Annotated in this window: 18 protein-coding genes; 13 read left to right on the top strand and 5 right to left on the bottom strand. The window is 60.5% G+C overall.

From position 1 onward, the window contains the following. The first annotated feature begins 52 nt into the window (after window positions 1–52). From BFP99_RS16245 to BFP99_RS16235, 3 genes are all read left to right on the top strand, one after another. The gene (locus tag BFP99_RS16245; RefSeq protein WP_065947699.1) at window positions 53–1,609 is read left to right on the top strand and encodes a bifunctional aminoglycoside phosphotransferase/ATP-binding protein; all 1,557 of its coding nucleotides are present in this window, start codon (window positions 53–55) and stop codon (window positions 1,607–1,609) included. A 92-nt stretch (window positions 1,610–1,701) separates the two neighbouring features. Next, a complete protein-coding gene (locus BFP99_RS16240; protein ID WP_065925294.1) occupies window positions 1,702–2,046 on the top strand; it encodes a pentapeptide repeat-containing protein in 345 nt (114 codons plus the stop codon). Window positions 2,047–2,248: 202 nt separating this feature from the next. Beyond that, a complete protein-coding gene (locus BFP99_RS16235; protein WP_027605391.1) occupies window positions 2,249–2,521 on the top strand; it encodes a TfoX/Sxy family protein in 273 nt (90 codons plus the stop codon). A 244-nt stretch (window positions 2,522–2,765) separates the two neighbouring features. On the opposite strand, the gene BFP99_RS16230 is transcribed toward BFP99_RS16235, so the two are convergent. The 3 genes from BFP99_RS16230 to BFP99_RS16220 are packed head-to-tail and all read right to left on the bottom strand — an operon-like array spanning window position 2,766 to window position 5,445. Next, window positions 2,766–3,533: a heme ABC transporter ATP-binding protein gene (locus BFP99_RS16230; RefSeq protein WP_065925295.1), complete on the bottom strand. Its 768-nt coding sequence runs from the start codon at window positions 3,531–3,533 to the stop codon at window positions 2,766–2,768. Further along, window positions 3,533–4,516, bottom strand: coding sequence for a FecCD family ABC transporter permease (locus BFP99_RS16225; RefSeq protein WP_176719696.1), 984 nt, complete (start codon window positions 4,514–4,516; stop codon window positions 3,533–3,535). Before BFP99_RS16225 ends, BFP99_RS16230 begins: the two co-directional genes overlap by 1 nt. Window positions 4,517–4,566: 50 nt before the next feature. Further along, on the bottom strand, window positions 4,567–5,445 hold the full coding sequence (locus BFP99_RS16220) for a heme/hemin ABC transporter substrate-binding protein (RefSeq protein ID WP_065947697.1): 879 nt from the start codon (window positions 5,443–5,445) through the stop codon (window positions 4,567–4,569). A gap of 157 nt (window positions 5,446–5,602) precedes the next feature. Between BFP99_RS16220 and BFP99_RS16215 the strand changes: the two genes are divergently transcribed. Further along, the gene (locus BFP99_RS16215; RefSeq protein WP_065947696.1) at window positions 5,603–5,920 is read left to right on the top strand and encodes a Rieske (2Fe-2S) protein; all 318 of its coding nucleotides are present in this window, start codon (window positions 5,603–5,605) and stop codon (window positions 5,918–5,920) included. Here BFP99_RS16215 and sfsA read toward each other — a convergent pair. Both sfsA and BFP99_RS16205 read right to left on the bottom strand, forming a co-directional pair. Then, on the bottom strand, window positions 5,917–6,627 hold the full coding sequence (sfsA, locus tag BFP99_RS16210; protein WP_065925299.1) for a DNA/RNA nuclease SfsA: 711 nt from the start codon (window positions 6,625–6,627) through the stop codon (window positions 5,917–5,919). The two genes, BFP99_RS16215 and sfsA, sit on opposite strands and share 4 nt — an antisense overlap. Next, complete coding sequence (locus tag BFP99_RS16205) at window positions 6,627–7,799, bottom strand: pyridoxal phosphate-dependent aminotransferase (protein WP_065947695.1); 1,173 nt, start codon at window positions 7,797–7,799, stop codon at window positions 6,627–6,629. The genes sfsA and BFP99_RS16205 overlap by 1 nt, the downstream gene beginning before the upstream one ends. A 320-nt stretch (window positions 7,800–8,119) precedes the next feature. Between BFP99_RS16205 and dksA the strand changes: the two genes are divergently transcribed. From dksA to panC, 9 genes are all read left to right on the top strand, one after another. Beyond that, the gene (dksA, locus tag BFP99_RS16200) at window positions 8,120–8,554 is read left to right on the top strand and encodes an RNA polymerase-binding protein DksA (protein ID WP_005791430.1); all 435 of its coding nucleotides are present in this window, start codon (window positions 8,120–8,122) and stop codon (window positions 8,552–8,554) included. Between the two features lie 83 nt (window positions 8,555–8,637). Continuing rightward, the gene (gene gluQRS, locus BFP99_RS16195; RefSeq protein WP_065947694.1) at window positions 8,638–9,525 is read left to right on the top strand and encodes a tRNA glutamyl-Q(34) synthetase GluQRS; all 888 of its coding nucleotides are present in this window, start codon (window positions 8,638–8,640) and stop codon (window positions 9,523–9,525) included. 176 nt (window positions 9,526–9,701) lie between these two features. Continuing rightward, on the top strand, window positions 9,702–9,878 hold the full coding sequence (locus BFP99_RS32885; RefSeq protein ID WP_003176118.1) for a hypothetical protein: 177 nt from the start codon (window positions 9,702–9,704) through the stop codon (window positions 9,876–9,878). Continuing rightward, on the top strand, window positions 9,862–12,816 hold the full coding sequence (locus BFP99_RS16190) for a sensor histidine kinase (RefSeq protein WP_027605383.1): 2,955 nt from the start codon (window positions 9,862–9,864) through the stop codon (window positions 12,814–12,816). The genes BFP99_RS32885 and BFP99_RS16190 overlap by 17 nt, the downstream gene beginning before the upstream one ends. A 22-nt stretch (window positions 12,817–12,838) precedes the next feature. Further along, window positions 12,839–14,278: a sigma-54-dependent transcriptional regulator gene (locus BFP99_RS16185; protein ID WP_065925302.1), complete on the top strand. Its 1,440-nt coding sequence runs from the start codon at window positions 12,839–12,841 to the stop codon at window positions 14,276–14,278. A 696-nt stretch (window positions 14,279–14,974) separates the two neighbouring features. Then, window positions 14,975–16,378 carry a polynucleotide adenylyltransferase PcnB gene (locus tag BFP99_RS16180; RefSeq protein ID WP_027605381.1) on the top strand — a complete coding sequence of 468 codons (1,404 nt, stop codon included), beginning with the start codon at window positions 14,975–14,977 and terminating at the stop codon, window positions 16,376–16,378. Window positions 16,379–16,380: 2 nt separating this feature from the next. Continuing rightward, complete coding sequence (gene folK / locus BFP99_RS16175) at window positions 16,381–16,878, top strand: 2-amino-4-hydroxy-6-hydroxymethyldihydropteridine diphosphokinase (protein WP_065925303.1); 498 nt, start codon at window positions 16,381–16,383, stop codon at window positions 16,876–16,878. A gap of 214 nt (window positions 16,879–17,092) precedes the next feature. Beyond that, entirely contained in the window at window positions 17,093–17,893 is an 801-nt protein-coding gene (gene panB, locus BFP99_RS16170; RefSeq protein WP_065925304.1) for a 3-methyl-2-oxobutanoate hydroxymethyltransferase, read from the top strand. Next, window positions 17,890–18,741, top strand: a complete 852-nt coding sequence (gene panC / locus BFP99_RS16165; RefSeq protein ID WP_065947693.1) for a pantoate--beta-alanine ligase — start codon at window positions 17,890–17,892, stop codon at window positions 18,739–18,741. The genes panB and panC overlap by 4 nt, the downstream gene beginning before the upstream one ends. Window positions 18,742–18,864 lie beyond the last annotated feature (123 nt).

The following is an 18,864-nucleotide window of genomic DNA, read 5'->3' as shown; positions in this document are numbered from 1 at the left end:
GTAGCAGCCATAATGCGCGCCATGATTTCCCCCCGACTCTGAAGGATCGCCCGTGAGCCAGTCACTGATCGCAGCCCTGCAAAACCCGGCTTTGTACCCTCATCCGGTTGAAGCGTTCCAAGTCATCGAAACGCATATTTCATGGGTCATCTTGACCGGCCCCTACGCTTATAAATTGAAAAAACCGATGAACTTCGGGTTCCTGGACTTCACCGACCTGGAGAAACGCGGGCACTTCTGCAACGAAGAGCTGCGCCTCAACCAACGCCTGACAACGGATCTGTATCTGGAAGTGTTGCCGATTACCGGCACTGCCGAAGCCCCACAATTGGGCGGCGACGGCCCGGTGATCGAATATGCCCTGAAGATGCGTCAGTTCCCGCAAAGCCAACTGCTCAGCACCCTGCAAGCCAATGGCGAATTGACCGCCACGCACATCGATGAAATGGCCAGGCAGATCGCACGCTTTCACCTCGCCGCACCAAAAGTGCCGCAGGACCACGCGGCCGGCACCCCCGATGAAGTGATGGCGCCGGTACGGCAGAACTTCGACCAGATCCGCCCATTCCTCAGCGACAAGGCCGACCTGATTCAACTGGAAGCCCTGCAAGCCTGGGCCGAAAGCAGCTTCGAGCGCCTGAAACCGCTGCTGGCACAGCGCAAGCTCGACGGTTTCACCCGCGAGTGCCACGGTGACATCCACCTCGGCAACGCCACCTTGATTGACGGCAACGTGGTGATCTTCGACTGCATCGAGTTCAACGAGCCGTTTCGCTTCACCGATGTGTACGCCGACACCGCTTTCCTGGCCATGGACCTGGAAGACCGCGGCCTCAAGTCCCTGGCGCGGCGCTTTATCAGCCAGTACCTGGAACTGACCGGTGACTATCAGGGCCTTGAAGTGCTGAACTTCTACAAAGCCTACCGCGCCCTGGTACGTGCCAAGGTGGCGCTGTTCAGCATGCCGAGCGAGGCAAGCCCGGTGCAGCGCGCCACGACCCTGCGCCAATACCGCAACTACGCCAACCTGGCAGAAAGCTACAGCACCATTCCATCGCGCTTCCTGGCAATTACCCATGGCGTCTCGGCAGTGGGCAAAAGCCACGTGGCCATGCGCCTGGTGGAAGCATTGGGCGCTGTACGCCTGCGCTCGGACGTGGAGCGCAAGCGCATGTTCGGCGAGCAGCAGGTGGAAAACACGCCCCAGGCCGGCATCTATGCATCCGACGCCAGCGCCAGGACCTACGCTCGCTTGAATGACATCGCGGATACCGTGCTGCGCGCCGGCTTCCCGGTAGTAGTGGATGCCACCTTCCTCAAACGCGAACAACGCGACGCCGCAGCCAAGGTGGCCGAAGCCACGGGGGCGCCGTTCCTGATCCTGGACTGCAACGCGCCACAGGCGGTTATCACCAGTTGGTTGGCGCAACGTCAGGCCGACAAAAACGATCCATCCGACGCGACCCTGAGCGTTATCGAAGAACAACAGGCCAACCGTGACCCACTGACCGCCGAAGAACTGTTGCTGAGTAAACGCGTCGAGACCAACCAAAGTGGAACCCTCGATGCGTTGGTCGCACAAATTCGCCAGCGCCTGCCAGGCCTGTAAGAAAAATTTCTTGGGCGTGTCGTCTACTTGGACGCACGCCCAAGAAATAGTGGCACTATAATGGCGTCATAAATCCAACAGGAGTCGTTTTCATGAGTCAGCCCAAGCTTCTAGATACACCGCTCTACGCACTCCTGCATAAAGACGATATTCGTGGCTTCAATCAGGCACGCCCGGCAGGCGGCATTATCGACATGCGCGGCGGCGACTTCCGTGGGCTGGACTTGCGCGACCTGAACGCCACCGGCGTGGACTTCACCGACGCGTATTTCCGCTCCGCCGACTTGCGCGGCCTGGATTTGCGCGACTGCTCAATGGAAGGCGCCAGCCTGGCCCATGCGCAGATTTCGGGCACCTACTTCCCGCCTGAATTGACTGCCGATGAGATCCTCATGTCGGTCAATTTCGGCACTCGCCTGCGCTACCGCACCAAGTAACATTCGATCCAAGCCCGACTACGCGCAACGCGTAGCGGGTGCTTCACGCCTGCCCAGCGTCAAAATCCCCGCGCCATTCTTATAAGCTTTTTGGCCGTTTCGGACCAAAGAACTACGCTTTTCCTACTGAGCGCTACACTGCTGTTCAGGCCTGCCTGGTCACGATACCCACCGCACCATTCGGCCGTCGCAAGGAGGCTTGATGAACGATGAGCTGCAACACCTGAAAAACCTTGGCAAGACGTCAGCGCAGTGGCTGCATGCGGTGGGCATCCACAGTGCATCCGACTTGCGTCGCCTGGGAGCGGTCGATGCGTATCGAGCCGTCAGGACTCGCGGGTTTCGCGCATCAAAAGTGTTGCTCTATGCGATCGAAGGGGCCCTGATGGACGTGCACTGGAATGACATTCCGGTCGAGCGTAAGGAGGCGTTGAACCGCCAGCTGGATGCCATTTCAGCGCGTCAGAAGAGCTAGGTCGTCGGCAAGGCCCAATGTTTACGCGCACTTCGAACGGACGTTTGAGGAAAACCGCAGATCCTTCAAAAACAACTGTTGACTCTCAAATGAGAATCGTTATGATTATCACAACTGGTCGCGAGATCAGCCGATAACTGAAAGACCATTGGTTCGGACTCTCAGATTATCTCCTCATCAGGCTAATCACGGTTATTTGACCCGGCTTTTGCCGGGTCTTTTTTTGCCTGTGAAAAAGCACGCCTCAGCGAGCAATGATTAACGGATGCCCACGCTCCGGGTGCGGCTGAACCAATACTTCCAAACCAAACACGGCCTTAAGCGGCTCGGGCCGCAGCACCTGCGCCGGTGTATCCAAGGCGTGGGGACGGCCCTGCTCCAGCAGCAAAATGCGATCACAGTAGCGCGCAGCCAGGTTCAGGTCATGGAGGATCACCAGCACCGCTGCACCACGATCGGCAAAGCGGCGGATCGCTTGCAGGGTCGTGTGCTGATGCAGGGGGTCCAGCATCGATGTCGGCTCATCCAGCAGCAATGTCTGCCCCGACTCACCTGGCCATAATTGCGCCAGCACCCGCGCGAAGTGCACACGTTGACGCTCGCCGCCAGACAGCGCCAAGTAACTGCGACCTTTCAAGTGTGCGACGTCTGCCGCCAGCAAGGCTGCGTGGATAATTTCATCATCGCGCACACGCCCCGCCTGGTGGGGCAAACGGCCCATGCCGACCACCTCTTCGACACGGAACGCGAAGTCCAGGGTCGAGGTTTGTGGCAACACCGCCAGCCGCTGCGCGCGCTGCGGTCCGCTCCAATCTTTCAACGCCTGCTGCCCCAACCACACCTCGCCCTGATCCGGATGCAACTCACCGCACAACGCCCCCAGCAACGTACTCTTACCCGCGCCATTGGGACCCAGCACACCGATCACTTCACCCGGCAGCAACTCCAGAGTGACGTCCGCCAGCACGACCTTGTGGCCACGCCGGATCTGCAGGTCTTCAACACGCAGCATCAGGCACGCCCCCGTAACAACAGGTAAAGAAAAAACGGCGCGCCAATAAACGCAGTCACGATACCAATCGGCAATTCAGCCGGTGCCAAGGCCAGTCGCGCAACCAAGTCGGCAAACAGCAACAAACTCGAGCCCGCCAATATCGACGCCGGCAGCAGCACGCGGTGATCAGGCCCGGCCAGCAACCTGACCAGATGCGGCACCACCAGCCCGACAAAACCAATCATGCCCGCCGCAGCCACCGCAGCACCTACACCTAATGCGGTACAGAACACCAACTCGCGCTTGAGCCCTTCAACATCAATACCCAGGTGATTGGCTTCGGATTCACCGAGCAACAGCGCATTCAATGCCTTGGCCCGGCGCGGCAACCAGAGCGCCACACCGGCACTGACCAGCAATAAGGGCCATAACCGCGAATAGCTCGCGCCGTTGAGGCTGCCAAGGTTCCAGAACGTCAGGGTACGCAGGGTGGCGTCGTCCGCCAGGTAGGTGAACAGGCCCACCGCCGAGCTTGCCAGTGCAGTGAGGGCAATGCCGGCAAGCAGCATCGTCGCCACATTGGTCTGACCGTTACGACGCCCCAGTCGATAAACCAGCGCGGTCACGCCCAGCCCGCCTAGAAACGCGCACAGCGACAGCACATAAGGCCCGAATGCCTCCGGTAACCCACCAAAAAATGCACCGCCGACAATGGCGATTGCCGCCCCCAGTGCCGCCCCGCTGGAAACCCCGACCAACCCCGGATCGGCCAACGGGTTACGAAACAACCCTTGCATGGCCACGCCCGACAACGCCAATACGCCGCCAACCGCCAAACCGAGCAACGTACGCGGCAAACGAATCTGCCCCAGGATCAACTCAGCCTGTTCCAGGCCTTGCGCCTCTATCGGCACGCCCATCAAGCGCAATGCCGCCTTGAGCGTATCCAGCAGCGGCAAGCTCACCGGCCCCAACGCCAACGAAAGCCAGGTCGCCAACAGGCATAACAGCGCCAGCCCGATGAACAGCGTTTTCGGTTTAACCAGAATGGTCATGGGGCGGGTTTAGCCTGTGACGGATAAAAGCCAGCCGAGAGCTTCACAAGACTTTGCGGCAGACGAGGCCCGAGCCCGCCAACCAGCAGGGTCGGGTCAAGCTCGAACACGCGGCCACGCTTGGCCGCCGGCGTCGAAGCCAGGATCGGATTCTCCTTGAACAACGCCGCGCGCGCCGCGTCCCCCGTGAGGGCGCGGTCGGCAAATACCAGCATATCCGGGCTCAACCCCGCCAACGACTCCACCGAAAACGGCTTGTAACCGCTGTGCGTGGCCAGGTTACGCCCGCCGGCCTGCTGCAACACCCAATCGCCCGCCGTGTCCCTACCGGCAATCAGCGGCTTGCCGCCAGCATGACCGATCAGCAGCAACACGCCAGGTGCCTTCTGCGAGGCCCGTGCCTTGGCGACCCAGCTTTTCTGCTGATCAAGCGCCTGTTCATATGCGGTAAACAATTCACTGGCCTTGGCCTCATCTCCCAGCAACTTACCCAAGTGCTGAAGATTACCCTTCAAAGTCGGCAAATCCGGCTGCGCCGAGAACATTTCCACTTGGACGCCCGCACTGCGAATCTGCGCCAGCACCGGCGGCGGCCCCATCTCTTCAGTCCCCACCAGCACCTGTGGGCGCAGGCTGAGAATGCCTTCGGCCGACAATTGCCGCTGATAGCCGATACTTGGCAACGCCTTGAGCGATTCAGGATGCTGGCTGGTGGTGTCCACGCCAACCAACTTCGGCTCACCGCCCAACGCCGTGACCCATTCCGACAGCGCCCCACCGGCACTCACCCAGCGTTGTGGCAGTTCAGAGGCTTGCGCCCCATGGTTGACCAGCAGTCCGACAACAAGCGCAATAGCGCTGGCACTCAGGCGCATAACAGGGTTTCCTTCCAAAGGGCAGGGCCTTTCGAGCACTCATCGATGTGACAGATAACCCCTGCCGGACATCGAACTGAGCACCCAGTCAGCTAACGGGCGAAGCCGGCATTTGATAATTGTTTGCATTTGAACGTCAAGGCACTTAAGGATTGAAATGAAGTTTCTCTGCCCCTCGGACATGCTCGCGCCCAACAGCAGCCTCGGTTTTACGATGGATGGCACCCCGCTGCTGGCGGTACGCCGGGACGGCATCGCCTACTTCTATATCAACCGCTGCCCACATCGCGGCATTCCACTGGAGTGGCAACCCGACCGGTTCCTAGACGACAGCGCCAGCCTGATCCAGTGCGCTACCCATGGCGCGCTGTTCCTGATCGAAAGCGGCGAGTGCATTGCCGGCCCATGCGCAGGTACAAGCCTCAAGGCCCTGCGCGGTCGCGAAGACGCGCAGGGCCTGTGGGTGGATCTCTAGTCGAGCAGCACGTCTAAACGACGGTCCACGCAAATCTCCTCGGACGTCACGCGCACCCCATACGCCAACACTTCCACCCCGGCAGCTTTAGCCTCGCGCAAGGCCGCACCGTAGGCAGCATCGATTTCCAGCGCCGGGCGCACCGCGTCAATCCCCGAGAGGTTGACGCAATACAACTGCACCGCCCGCACACCTTCACGCGCCAGATGCGCCAGTTCCCGCAGGTGCTTGGCGCCACGCTGGGTCACCGCATCGGGGAAAGCGGCAACCCTGGTGCCATCAAACCCCAGCGTGACACTTTTGACTTCCACATACGCCGCGCCGTCGGGATATTCGAGACGAAAGTCGATGCGGCTTTTCTCCTGGCCGTAAGGCACTTCCCGCTTCAACGCGGTGAAACCGTTGAGTTCAGTGATCACGCCAGCGCGCAACGCCTCCTCGACCAACGGATTGGCGCGTGCCGTGTTAACGCACGCCAAGCGGCCCTGGGGCGTTTCGGCAATTTCCCAGGTGCCGGGCAACTTGCGCTTGGGGTCATTGGAGCGACTGAACCAGACCTGCCCGCCTTCCACCATGCAATTGAGCATCGAACCGGTATTTGGGCAGTGAATAGTCAACAACTCGCCGGTAACGGTTTCGATATCGGTGAGAAAGCGCTTATAGCGGCGAATCAGCCGGCCTTCTTCGAGGGGAGGATAAAAACGCATCAGCCTTGCCAGCTCCGCAGGCCACGCTGGATTCGTTCCACCGCCTCCTGTAGTCGATCAAGGTTTTGCGTGTAGGCAAAGCGCACATGATGGCCCGCTTGATAGCGGCCAAAATCCAGACCGGGGGTAAAGGCGACATGCTCGGTTTCTAGGAAATGACGACAAAATGCGAAGGCATCTGTGCCGAACGCACTGATATCGGCATACAAATAGAACGCACCTTCCGGCTCTACGGCAATCCCGAAGCCCAACTCGCGCAAGGCGGGCAGCAGGAAATCGCGACGCCGGCCAAATTCGGCACGGCGCTCCTCCAAAATGCTCAGGGTCTGCGGGGTAAAACAGGCGAGCGCCGCATGTTGGGCCATGCTGGGCGCGCTGATATAAAGATTTTGCGCCAGTTTTTCCAGGTCGCCGACCGCAGCCGGCGGCGCCACCAGCCAGCCCAGGCGCCAACCGGTCATGCCGAAATACTTCGAAAAACTATTCAGGACGAAGGCCTCATCGTCGACCTCCAGCACGCTGGCGGCGTCAGTGCCGTAGGTCAGGCCGTGATAGATCTCATCCACCACCAGATGGCCGTTACGCGCCCTGATTGCGTCGGAAAGCCCGGCTAATTCATCACGCGTGAGGATCGTGCCGGTGGGATTCGCCGGGGAGGCAACCAACGCGCCCACGCTGTCCTGATCCCAGTGTTTGGCCACCAGGTCAGCGGTCAGTTGATAACGCACGTCAGGGCCTACCGGCACCAGTTGCGCGGCACCTTCCACCAGGCGCAGGAAGTGCCGGTTACACGGGTAACCCGGGTCTGCCAGCAGCCAATGCTTGCCGGGGTCCACCAACAGACTGCTGGCCAGCAACAGTGCGCCGGAGCCCCCTGGGGTGATCAGGATGCGCTCGGGATCGACGTTCAATCCGTAGCGCTGCTGGTAGAAACCGCTGATGGCTTCACGCAATTCCGGCAGGCCACGGGCCGCGGTATAGCGGGTCTTGCCATTGGCCAACGCCGCCTGACCCGCCTTGATGATCGGCTCAGCCGTGGTGAAATCCGGCTCGCCGATCTCCAAGTGGATCACATCATGGCCTGCCGCTTGCAACTCATTGGCTCGCGCCAGCAACGCCATGACATGAAAAGGTTCGATGGCGCGACTGCGCGCACTGTAGGGCTGAGCCATTAGCCTTCCTTAACGGTGAGGACAAAATCAGGATTCTACCGAACCCTCGCGGTAAAACATGCTCTATTGCCTGCCTGGCCGTCCAAGATGAACCCGGCAAGCGCTTGCAAAACGACTAAAATCAACATTCGAGACGATGTATACCCAGCCACAGCGGGCTGCTGCAGTTGGCAACCCCTGCGTGACGGGCGTCGACAACCGGGAGTGGCGCACCCTGAATCTATCTGGTAAGTTCGCCCGCTTGCAGCCGCAGGGCCGGCAGGTGTCGGTGACGTTGCAATCCTGCGCAATGGATTAGAAGAGTGAGAGGCGGTCTATTCATGTCCACCCAAGCAAAGCAACAGAGCATCAGCGGCTTCCAACCCTACGTTGAATCGAAGGGTGAGGAATACATGGGCAAGCCCATGCGCGAGCACTTCTCCAAAATCCTGAAGCAGTGGAAGCAGGACTTGATGCAGGAAGTCGACCGCACGGTTGACCATATGAAGGATGAAGCGGCCAACTTCCCGGACCCGGCAGACCGTGCCAGCCAGGAAGAAGAGTTCGCCCTAGAACTGCGCGCCCGTGATCGCGAGCGCAAGCTGATCAAGAAAATCGACAAGACGTTGCAACTGATCGAAGACGAAGAATACGGCTGGTGCGAATCCTGCGGTGTCGAGATCGGTATCCGTCGCCTGGAAGCCCGTCCTACTGCGGACCTCTGCGTAGATTGCAAGACCTTGGCTGAAATCAAGGAAAAACAGGTCGGCAAGTGATCCAGCCGAGCTGAACGAATGGGGCGTGCGAACGCCCCATTTTTGTTTCTGGGATTTACCGATTTTCCAGTAGTATCCGGCCCATGACTGCCTCTACCTATATCGGGCGTTTCGCCCCCACGCCCAGCGGCCATTTGCACTTCGGTTCCCTGGTCGCCGCCCTCGCCTCCTACCTCGATGCCCGCGCCAATCAAGGCCGCTGGCTGATGCGCATGGAAGACCTCGACCCTCCCCGCGAAGAGCCCGGCGCCCAGGCGGCAATCCTGCATGCCCTGGAGAGCTACGGCTTTGAGTGGGATGGCGAACTGGTCCGACAAAGCGAGCGGCATGACGCCTACGCCAAGGTACTGAACGATATGTTCAACCACGGCCTGGCCTACGCCTGTACCTGTTCACGTAAACAATTGGAGCCCTACGACGGGATTTACCCAGGCCTGTGCCGAAATGCCGGTCACGACCAGCAGGACGCAGCCATCCGCCTGCGTGTTCCCGAGTTGGAGTACCACTTTACTGACCGCGCACAAGGAGAATTCCGACAACACCTGGGCCGTGACGTCGGCGACTTCGTCATCCGTCGCCGCGATGGCCTCTACGCCTATCAACTGGCCGTGGTGCTCGACGATGCCTGGCAAGGGGTTACCGATATCGTGCGCGGCGCCGACCTGCTCGACTCCACGCCACGCCAACTGTACCTGCAGGAGTTGCTGGGCCTGCGCCAGCCGCGCTATCTGCACGTACCGTTGATCGTCCAGCCGGACGGTAACAAGCTGGGCAAATCCTATCGTTCCCCGCCGCTGAATCCCGACCAGGCCACGCCGCTGCTATTGAGAGCCCTGCGCGCCCTTGGCCAGCAGCCTGGCGACGAACTGCTTCATGCCAGCCCACGGGAGTTGCTGGATTGGGGCATTGTGCACTGGGATGCCAGCAGGATCCCACGCACACTGACCCTGGCCGAAGCGCAATTACGCTGAAGGCGCTTGCAGCCTGCCAGCCATCCGTTACCATCGCGTAGGAGCGAGCTTGCTCGCGAAAAACTCCCAGGCAACACGTTTATCCAGGATGTACGCGTTTAGGTTAGCGCCCTTCGCGAGCAAGCTCGCTCCTACAGAAAACCGTTGCATTACCGCACTCTCAATCAAAGGCCAACATGTACATCTATCGATTGGTCCTGCTGCTGGTCGTCGGGATCTACCTGTTTTCCCCCGCCATCATGGATTGGTGGATCGACGCCACGGGCGCCTGGTATCGCCCCTATCTGCTGTGGCTGATCCTGATCGTCGTGACCTTCATCCTGCAGAGCCAAAAAGATGCCGATGAGCTTTAGCCTCACTCAGATGCTGCTGATCAGCGCCGCCTACCTGGCCGCGTTGTTTGGCGTCGCCTGGATCAGTGAGCGCGGAATGATTCCGCGGGCGATCATTCGCCATCCGTTGACCTACACCTTGTCCCTCGGCGTGTACGCCAGCGCCTGGGCGTTCTATGGCACCGTCGGCCTGGCCTATCAATACGGCTACGGCTTTCTCTCCAGCTACCTGGGGGTGTCAGGTGCATTCCTACTGGCACCGGTGCTGCTGTACCCGATCCTGAAAATTACTCGCACCTATCAGCTGTCGTCCCTGGCCGACCTGTTCGCCTTCCGCTTCCGCAGCACGTGGGCCGGGGCATTGACCACGGTATTCATGCTGATCGGCGTGCTGCCCTTGCTGGCCCTGCAGATCCAGGCGGTGGCCGACTCCATCAGCATCCTGACCCGCGAGCCGGTGCAACACCGGGTCGCCCTGGCGTTCTGTGCGCTGATCAGCCTGTTTACGATTTTCTTCGGCTCACGCCACATCGCCACCCGCGAGAAACACGAAGGGCTGGTATTTGCGATTGCGTTCGAATCGGTGATCAAGCTGATCGCCATCGGCGGCGTCGGCCTCTACGCGCTCTATGGCGTGTTCGACGGCCCGCAACAGCTGGAGCTGTGGCTGCTGCAAAACCAGACCGCCCTCGCCGCCCTGCACACGCCGCTGCAGGAAGGCCCATGGCGCACGCTGTTGCTGGTGTTCTTCGCCTCGGCGATCGTAATGCCGCACATGTACCACATGACCTTCACCGAGAACCTCAACCCGCGCTCGCTGGTCAGCGCCAGCTGGGGCTTGCCGCTGTTCCTGCTGTTGATGAGCCTTGCGGTGCCGCTGATCCTCTGGGCCGGCCTGAAACTGGGGGCTACCACCAACCCCGAGTATTTCACCCTGGGTATCGGTATCGCCGCCAATAGCCCGGCGTTGGCGCTGCTGGCGTATGTCGGCGGTTTGTCTGCTGCCAGCGGGCTGATTATCGTCACGACGCTGGCCCTTTCGGGCATGGCCCTCAATCACCTGGTGCTGCCGCTGTACCAGCCGCCCGCCGAAGGCAATATCTACCGCTGGCTGAAATGGACGCGCCGCGCACTCATCGTCGCGATCATCATGGCCGGCTACGGGTTCTACCTGTTGCTCGGCGCCGGGCAAGACCTGGCCAACCTGGGCATTGTCGCGTTTGTCGCCACCTTGCAGTTCCTGCCGGGGGTGCTATCGGTGCTGTACTGGCCGACCGCCAATCGCCGTGGGTTTATCGCCGGGCTGCTGGCCGGGATCCTGGTATGGATCGTCACCATGCTGCTGCCGTTGGTCGGCAACCTGCAGGGTTTCTACATTCCGCTGCTGAACATGATCTACGTGCTGGACGACACCAGCTGGCACATGGCGGCGATTGCCTCGCTGGCCGCCAACGTACTGATGTTCACCCTGATCTCACTGTTCACCAATGCCAGCCCGGAAGAGACCAGCGCCGCCGAGGCGTGCGCGGTGGATAACGTGCGTCGCCCGCAACGCCGCGAACTGCACGCGGCCTCGCCCCAGGAATTCGCCACGCAACTGGCCAAGCCCCTCGGCGCCAAGGCGGCTCAGAAGGAAGTCGAGCAGGCGCTGCGCGATCTGTACCTGCCCTTTGACGAGCGCCGCCCGTATGCGCTGCGTCGCCTGCGCGACCGCATCGAAGCCAACCTGTCCGGCCTGATGGGCCCCAGCGTGTCCCAGGACATGGTGGAAACCTTCCTGCCCTACAAGGCCGGCGGCGAAAACTACGTCACCGAAGACATCCATTTCATCGAGAGCCGGCTGGAGGATTACCACTCGCGCCTCACCGGCCTGGCTGCCGAACTCGACGCCTTGCGCCGTTACCATCGCCAGACCCTGCAGGAACTGCCGATGGGCGTGTGTTCCCTAGCCAAGGATCAAGAGATCCTGATGTGGAACAAGGCCATGGAAGAACTCACCGGCATCGCCGCGCAACGGGTGGTGGGCTCGCGCCTGAATACCCTGGGCGATCCATGGAAAGAACTGCTCCAGGGCTTTATCAACCTGCCCGACGAGCACTTGCACAAACAGCACCTGGCCCTCGACGGCCAGACCCGCTGGCTCAACCTGCACAAAGCCGCGATCGATGAACCGTTGGCCCCCGGTAACAGCGGCCTGGTTCTGCTGGTCGAAGACCTGACTGAAACCCAGATGCTCGAGGACAAGCTGGTGCACTCCGAGCGCCTGGCCAGCATTGGTCGCCTGGCAGCGGGCGTGGCCCACGAAATCGGCAACCCGATCACCGGTATCGCCTGCCTCGCGCAAAACCTGCGGGAAGAGCGTGAGGAAGACGGCGAAATCATCGAAATCAGCGGCCAGATCCTCGAACAGACCAAACGCGTCTCGCGCATCGTGCAGTCGCTGATGAGCTTTGCCCATGCCGGCGGCCATCAGAATCTGGATGAGGCCGTATGCCTGGCCGAAGTGGCCCAGGATGCCATTGGGCTGCTCGCCTTGAACCGGCGCAATTTCGAAGTACAGTTCTTCAACTTGTGCGACCCCGACCATTGGGTCGACGGCGACTCACAACGCCTGGCCCAAGTGCTGATCAACCTGCTGTCCAACGCCCGTGACGCAACCCCGGCCGGTGGTGCGGTACGCGTCAAGACCGAGGCTTTCGAACATACCGTCGATCTGATCGTCGAAGATGAAGGCAGCGGTATTCCACAGAACATCATGGACCGATTGTTCGAACCCTTCTTCACCACCAAGGACCCGGGTGAAGGTACCGGTCTGGGCCTTGCACTGGTCTATTCCATCGTTGAAGAGCATTATGGACAAATCACCATCGACAGCCCGGCTGACACCGAAAGCCAACGCGGCACCCGTATTCGGGTGACCTTGCCGCGTCATGTCGAAGCGACGTCCGCTGTGAACTGAGACCGTCGAGAGAATTGAATCAATGCCGCACATTTTGATCGTCGAAGACGAAACCATTATCCGCTCTGCCTTGCGTCGCCTGCTTGAACGTAATCAATACCAGGTCAGCGAAGCCGGCTCGGTGCAGGAAGCACAAGAGCGTTTCAGCATCCCCACGTTCGACCTGATTGTCAGTGACCTGCGCCTGCCCGGCGCACCGGGCACCGAGCTGATCAAGCTTGGCCAGGGCACCCCGGTGCTGATCATGACCAGCTATGCCAGCCTGCGCTCGGCGGTTGATTCCATGAAAATGGGCGCGGTGGACTACATTGCCAAGCCGTTTGACCACGATGAAATGCTCCAGGCCGTGGCCCGCATCCTGCGCGACCGCCAGTCTGCCAGCAGCGCGCCTGCCGAACAGCGCCCCGCCGGCAAGGCCACCAACGGCGCCGACAAACCGGGAGTCGACAACAGCAACGGCGAAATCGGCATCATTGGCTCCTGCCCGCCGATGCAGGACCTGTACGGCAAGATCCGTAAGGTCGCGCCCACCGACTCCAATGTATTGATCCAGGGCGAGTCAGGCACCGGTAAAGAACTGGTGGCCCGCGCCCTGCACAACCTGTCCAAACGCGCCAAGGCGCCGATGATTTCGGTGAACTGTGCGGCGATCCCCGAATCCCTGATCGAGTCCGAACTGTTCGGCCACGAGAAAGGCGCTTTTACCGGCGCCAGCGCTGGGCGTGCGGGCCTGGTGGAAGCGGCGGACGGCGGGACGTTGTTCCTTGATGAAATCGGTGAGTTGCCGCTGGAGGCCCAGGCGCGACTGCTGCGTGTGCTGCAGGAAGGTGAGATTCGACGTGTAGGCTCGGTGCAATCGCAGAAGGTTGACGTACGCCTGATCGCGGCCACCCACCGCGACCTCAAGAGCCTGGCCAAGATCGGTCAATTCCGTGAAGACTTGTATTACCGCCTGCACGTGATCGCGCTCAAATTGCCGGCCCTGCGTGAGCGCGGTGCCGACGTGAATGAGATCGCCAACGCATTCCTGCTGCGCCAGAGTGCGCGCATCAACCGTACCGACCTGACGTTCGCGCCGGACGCCGAGCAGGCGATTCGGCATTACTCGTGGCCGGGTAACGTGCGGGAACTGGAGAATGCGGTCGAGCGTGCAGTGATCCTGTCGGAAAGCCCGGAAATTTCCGCCGAGCTGCTGGGTATCGACATTGAGCTCAGTGACTTGGAGGATGACGATTTCATTGGCCTGGCCCCGACACAGGGCGGCGCCAGCAATACCAGCCATGAGCCGACGGAAGATTTGTCACTGGAAGACTACTTCCAGCATTTCGTCCTTGAGCATCAGGACCACATGACCGAGACCGAGCTGGCACGCAAGCTGGGCGTGAGCCGCAAGTGCCTGTGGGAACGCCGCCAGCGCCTGGGCATTCCACGGCGCAAGACCGGGGTGGCCAGCGAAAGCTGAGGGTGCGCCTCCACAGGTAACACCCTCAGATGTGAAAAAACTGTTACCGCGGATATTTCGCGTAACAAAAGCCGGGGCTTACGGTAACGAAGCCCCGGCTTTTTTTCGCCCGTCAAAAACCAAAAAACACCTCAACCCCCCGGTTTTGCTGGGCGTCGCAAAAGTTGGCACGCACCCTGCTATATGCTTAGTACAAAAACAATAACAAGCTTTGTACAAGACAATAAAAATAAGACGAATCGACTCACGCATAACAAAAACAACACGGCGGAGGCGCAGCTAACTGATTCTTTTGGAGAGGCGTTGCATTTGGGGCTTGCCCCGCAACCAGGCCGAGAACAACAAAAACTGCCCTAAGGCAGAGCCTGAACTGGTTGGATCGTAGATCAGCAACACAGCGACCAAAGCAATCCGTTTGCTCTTGACTCCCGATTGGGAGGGTCATGAAGGTGAAGCTTCATGGCGAGGGCGATCAACAAAAACAAGAAGCCCGAAATCAATAATAAAAATAGAGCACGCAACTACTTCTGGGGGAGCTTCGGCTCCCCTTGTAGTTTCCGGGATTTGACGATTTAAGGCTTATGGCGCAACGCCGAAGCTTGTTCCTACACCATCCCCTGACTAAATGCTAGAATCCCCGCCCATCATGCGGTCATTCTTCGTTATGGCCGAACATTCCTTCAAACAGTGCATCCCATGCTGAAGAAGTTGTTCCAGTCATTCCGTTCTCCCTTGCGTCGTACGCAACACAAACGCAGCACGCCTGAAGTGCTCAACAGCAGCCAGCATTCGTTGCAGCGCGCTCAATTCAGCCGTTATGCGGTGAATATCGTCGAACGGTTGCAGAACGCCGGTTACCAGGCCTACCTGGTGGGCGGTTGCGTACGCGACATGCTGCTCAATATCACGCCTAAGGATTTCGACGTCGCCACCAGTGCCACGCCTGAGCAAGTGCGTGCCGAGTTTCGCAATGCGCGAATCATCGGTCGCCGCTTCAAGCTGGTGCACATCCACTTTGGTCGCGAAATCATCGAGGTCGCGACCTTCCGTGCCGGCCACCCGCAAAACGATGAAGAGGAAGACACCAATCAGTCCTCCCGCAACGAGAGCGGGCGCATCCTGCGCGACAACGTCTATGGCACCCTGGAAGAAGACGCACAGCGCCGCGACTTCACCATCAATGCCCTCTATTACGACCCGGTCAGCGAACGCATCCTCGATTACGCCAATGGCGTACACGATATCCGCAATAACCTGATCCGCCTGATCGGCGACCCGACGCAGCGCTATCAGGAAGACCCGGTGCGCATGCTGCGGGCCGTGCGCTTCGCCGCCAAGCTCAACTTCGGTATCGAGAAACACACCGCCGCACCGATACGCGAGCTGGCACCGATGCTGCGGGAAATCCCGTCCGCGCGTCTGTTCGAAGAAGTGCTCAAGCTGTTCCTCTCCGGCTACGCCGCCGACACCTTCGAAATGCTGGTCGACTTGCAGTTGTTCGACCCACTGTTCCCGGCCAGCGCCGAAGCACTGGAGTACAACCCGACTTATACCCACACGCTGATCAGCGAAGCCTTGATCAATACCGACCTGCGCATCAAGCAGAACAAACCGGTCACGCCGGCGTTCCTGTTTGCCGCCCTGTTGTGGCCGGCCCTGCCCAAGCGCGTACTGCGTCTGCAGGAACGTGGCATGCCGCCGATCCCGGCCATGCAGGAAGCCGCTCACGAGCTGATCGCCGAACAGTGCCAGCGCATTGCTATCCCGAAACGTTTCACGATGCCGATCCGCGAGATCTGGGACATGCAGGAACGTCTGCCGCGCCGCAGCGGCAAGCGCGCCGACCTGCTGCTGGACAACCCGCGCTTCCGTGCCGGCTACGACTTCCTGCTGCTGCGCGAAAGCGCCGGTGAGCAGACCGACGGCCTGGGCGAATGGTGGACCGACTACCAGGATGCCAATGACAGCCAACGCCGCGACATGATTCGCGACCTCGGCAGCAAGGGTGATGGCGAAGGCGCAGGGCCGAAGAAGCGTCGTCGCAGCGGCACCAAGCGCAAACGCAGTGCGGCCGATGCCTCGGGCGCTGCGGGCGAATAAACGTGGAACGCATCTACATCGGCATGGGCAGCAACCTGGCAGCCCCGGACCAGCAATTGCGCAGCGCTATCCAAGCGCTGGCGCAATTGCCAGACACTTGCGTCGCGGGTGTGTCCGCCTTTTACCAAAGTGACTCCCTGCTCCCGGGCCAGCCGCGCTACACCAACGCAGTTGCCGCCCTGGACAGCCGCCTTGCGCCACTTGACCTGCTGGACGCGCTGCAAGCCATCGAAAACGACCACGGCCGCGAGCGCCTGGAGCGTTGGGGCCCTCGCACCCTTGACCTGGACATTCTGCTGTTTGGCGATCGCCTGATCGACGAACCGCGCCTGAAGGTGCCCCACTATCAGATGCACCTGCGTGCATTTGTGTTGTATCCGCTGGCCGAACTGGCACCTGCCGCATTGCAATTGCCGGATGGCAAACCCCTCAGTGCCCTGCTTGACGCCTGCCCGTTTGTCGGCCTGGAACGGCTCCCGGTTGCTGAATCGCGTCAGTAACAGCGGTAACACCGCCATCGTAACAATGCGGTAACACATCCAATTGACTTCCCGTGTCCTCCTCACGACTATAGGCGTCCCGCTGCCGCCAACCCGGCAATGAAGGGCGCAATCCAGGCCTTATAAGCACTGCTCTCAAGACAGTGCGCCTGTATAAACGAAGACTCACGCGCGTTACTCGCTGTTTCCAAGCGCCTGAACGAGGACCCTTTTCATGCCAGACATTACCCTGACCACCTTGCAGAGCCTCAAGCTCAAAGGTGAAAAAATCACCATGCTCACCTGCTATGACGCCACCTTCGCCCACGCCAGTTGCCAGGCCGGGGTTGAAGTGTTGTTGGTAGGCGACTCCCTGGGCATGGTCCTTCAAGGGAATGACAGCACCCTGCCCGTCACCACCGATGAACTGGCCTACCACACCGCCAGCGTCAAGCGCGGGAACGACGGCGCATTCATCATCGCCGACCTGCCGTTCATGGATTACGCCACCGTCGAGCAGACCTTCCTGAACGCCGGCAAACTGATGCGTGCCGGTGCACACATGATCAAGGTAGAGGGCGCCGTATGGCTCGCCGAGTCGATTCGCCTGCTGGCTGAACGCGGCGTGCCGGTCTGTGCACATATGGGCCTGACACCACAGTCCGTGAACATCCTCGGCGGCTACAAGGTGCAAGGCCGCAACGAAGCCCAGGCGCGCCAGATGCGCGCCGATGCCATCGCCCTGGAGCAGGCGGGCGTCGCGATGATCCTGCTCGAATGCGTGCCCAGCGAACTCGCGGCAGAAATCACCCAGGCCGTTAAGGTGCCGGTGATCGGTATTGGCGCGGGCTCGGCCACCGACGGCCAGGTGCTGGTGCTGCACGACATGCTCGGCCTGTCGATTACCGGCCGCGTGCCAAAGTTCGTGAAGAACTTCATGACTGGCCAGGACAGCATCCACGCGGCATTGAGTGCCTACGTCGCCGAAGTCAAAGGCGTGACCTTCCCAGGCGCCGAACACGGATTCTCTGCATGAACACCGTAAAAACCGTACGCGAACTCAGAGCCGCCGTCGCCCACGCCCGCAAGGCCGGCAAACGCATCGGCTTCGTGCCCACCATGGGTAACCTGCACAGCGGACATGCCAGCCTGGTCAGCAAGGCTGTGCAGCAGGCGGACTTTGTCGTGGCGAGTATTTTCGTCAACCCACTGCAATTTGGCGCCGGCGAAGACCTGGACAAGTACCCTCGCACCCTGGCCGCCGATCAGGAAAAGCTCCTGCAGGCCGGCTGCAACCTGCTGTTCGCGCCAACCGTCGAGGAGATGTACCCCGGCGGCATGACCGGCCAGACCCGCGTCAGCGTCCCGCAATTGTCCGAAGGCTTGTGCGGCGCCAGCCGTCCCGGGCATTTCGAAGGCGTGGCGACCGTGGTCAGCAAATTGTTCAACATGGTCCAGCCGGACATGGCTGTATTTGGCCAGAAGGACTACCAGCAACTGGCCGTGATTCGTGCCATGGTCCATGACCTGAACATGCCGATCCAGATTATCGGCGAGCCCACCGTACGCGCCGATGATGGCCTGGCGCTGTCCTCGCGCAACGGTTTTCTCAGCGAAGAACAACGTGCGATCGCGCCGGTGCTGTACCGCAGCCTCAGCCAGATTGCCGCAGCCATCAAAAGCGGTGATCACGACTTCGCCAGGCTGCGTGCCGAACAGGTGCAGCAGATCGAGGCTGCCGGGTTGCGCCTGGATTACCTCGAAGTGCGCCAGGGCCTGAACCTGCGGGCCGCTACGGCGGAGGATCGGGATATTGTGATTCTGGTGGCGGCCTTCCTAGGCACGACCCGCCTTATCGACAACCTGCATCTGACCCTCGACTGACCCCTCTGAACACCCCGCCGATTGCCCTGATCGCTGTGCCGGTATAAAAAAGTACCGGCCACAGCGCAGACAAAGCCAAGACATATCGACACGCTAGGTTTAATGTAATCGCCCTGCGCTATG

Source organism: Pseudomonas sp. 1 R 17 (genome assembly GCF_900067035.1).
In the GTDB taxonomy this organism is placed as follows: Bacteria; Pseudomonadota; Gammaproteobacteria; order Pseudomonadales; family Pseudomonadaceae; genus Aquipseudomonas; species Aquipseudomonas marginalis.
The sequence above is the reverse complement of the archived record's forward strand: the minus strand, read 5'-3'. Positions and strand labels throughout refer to the sequence as shown.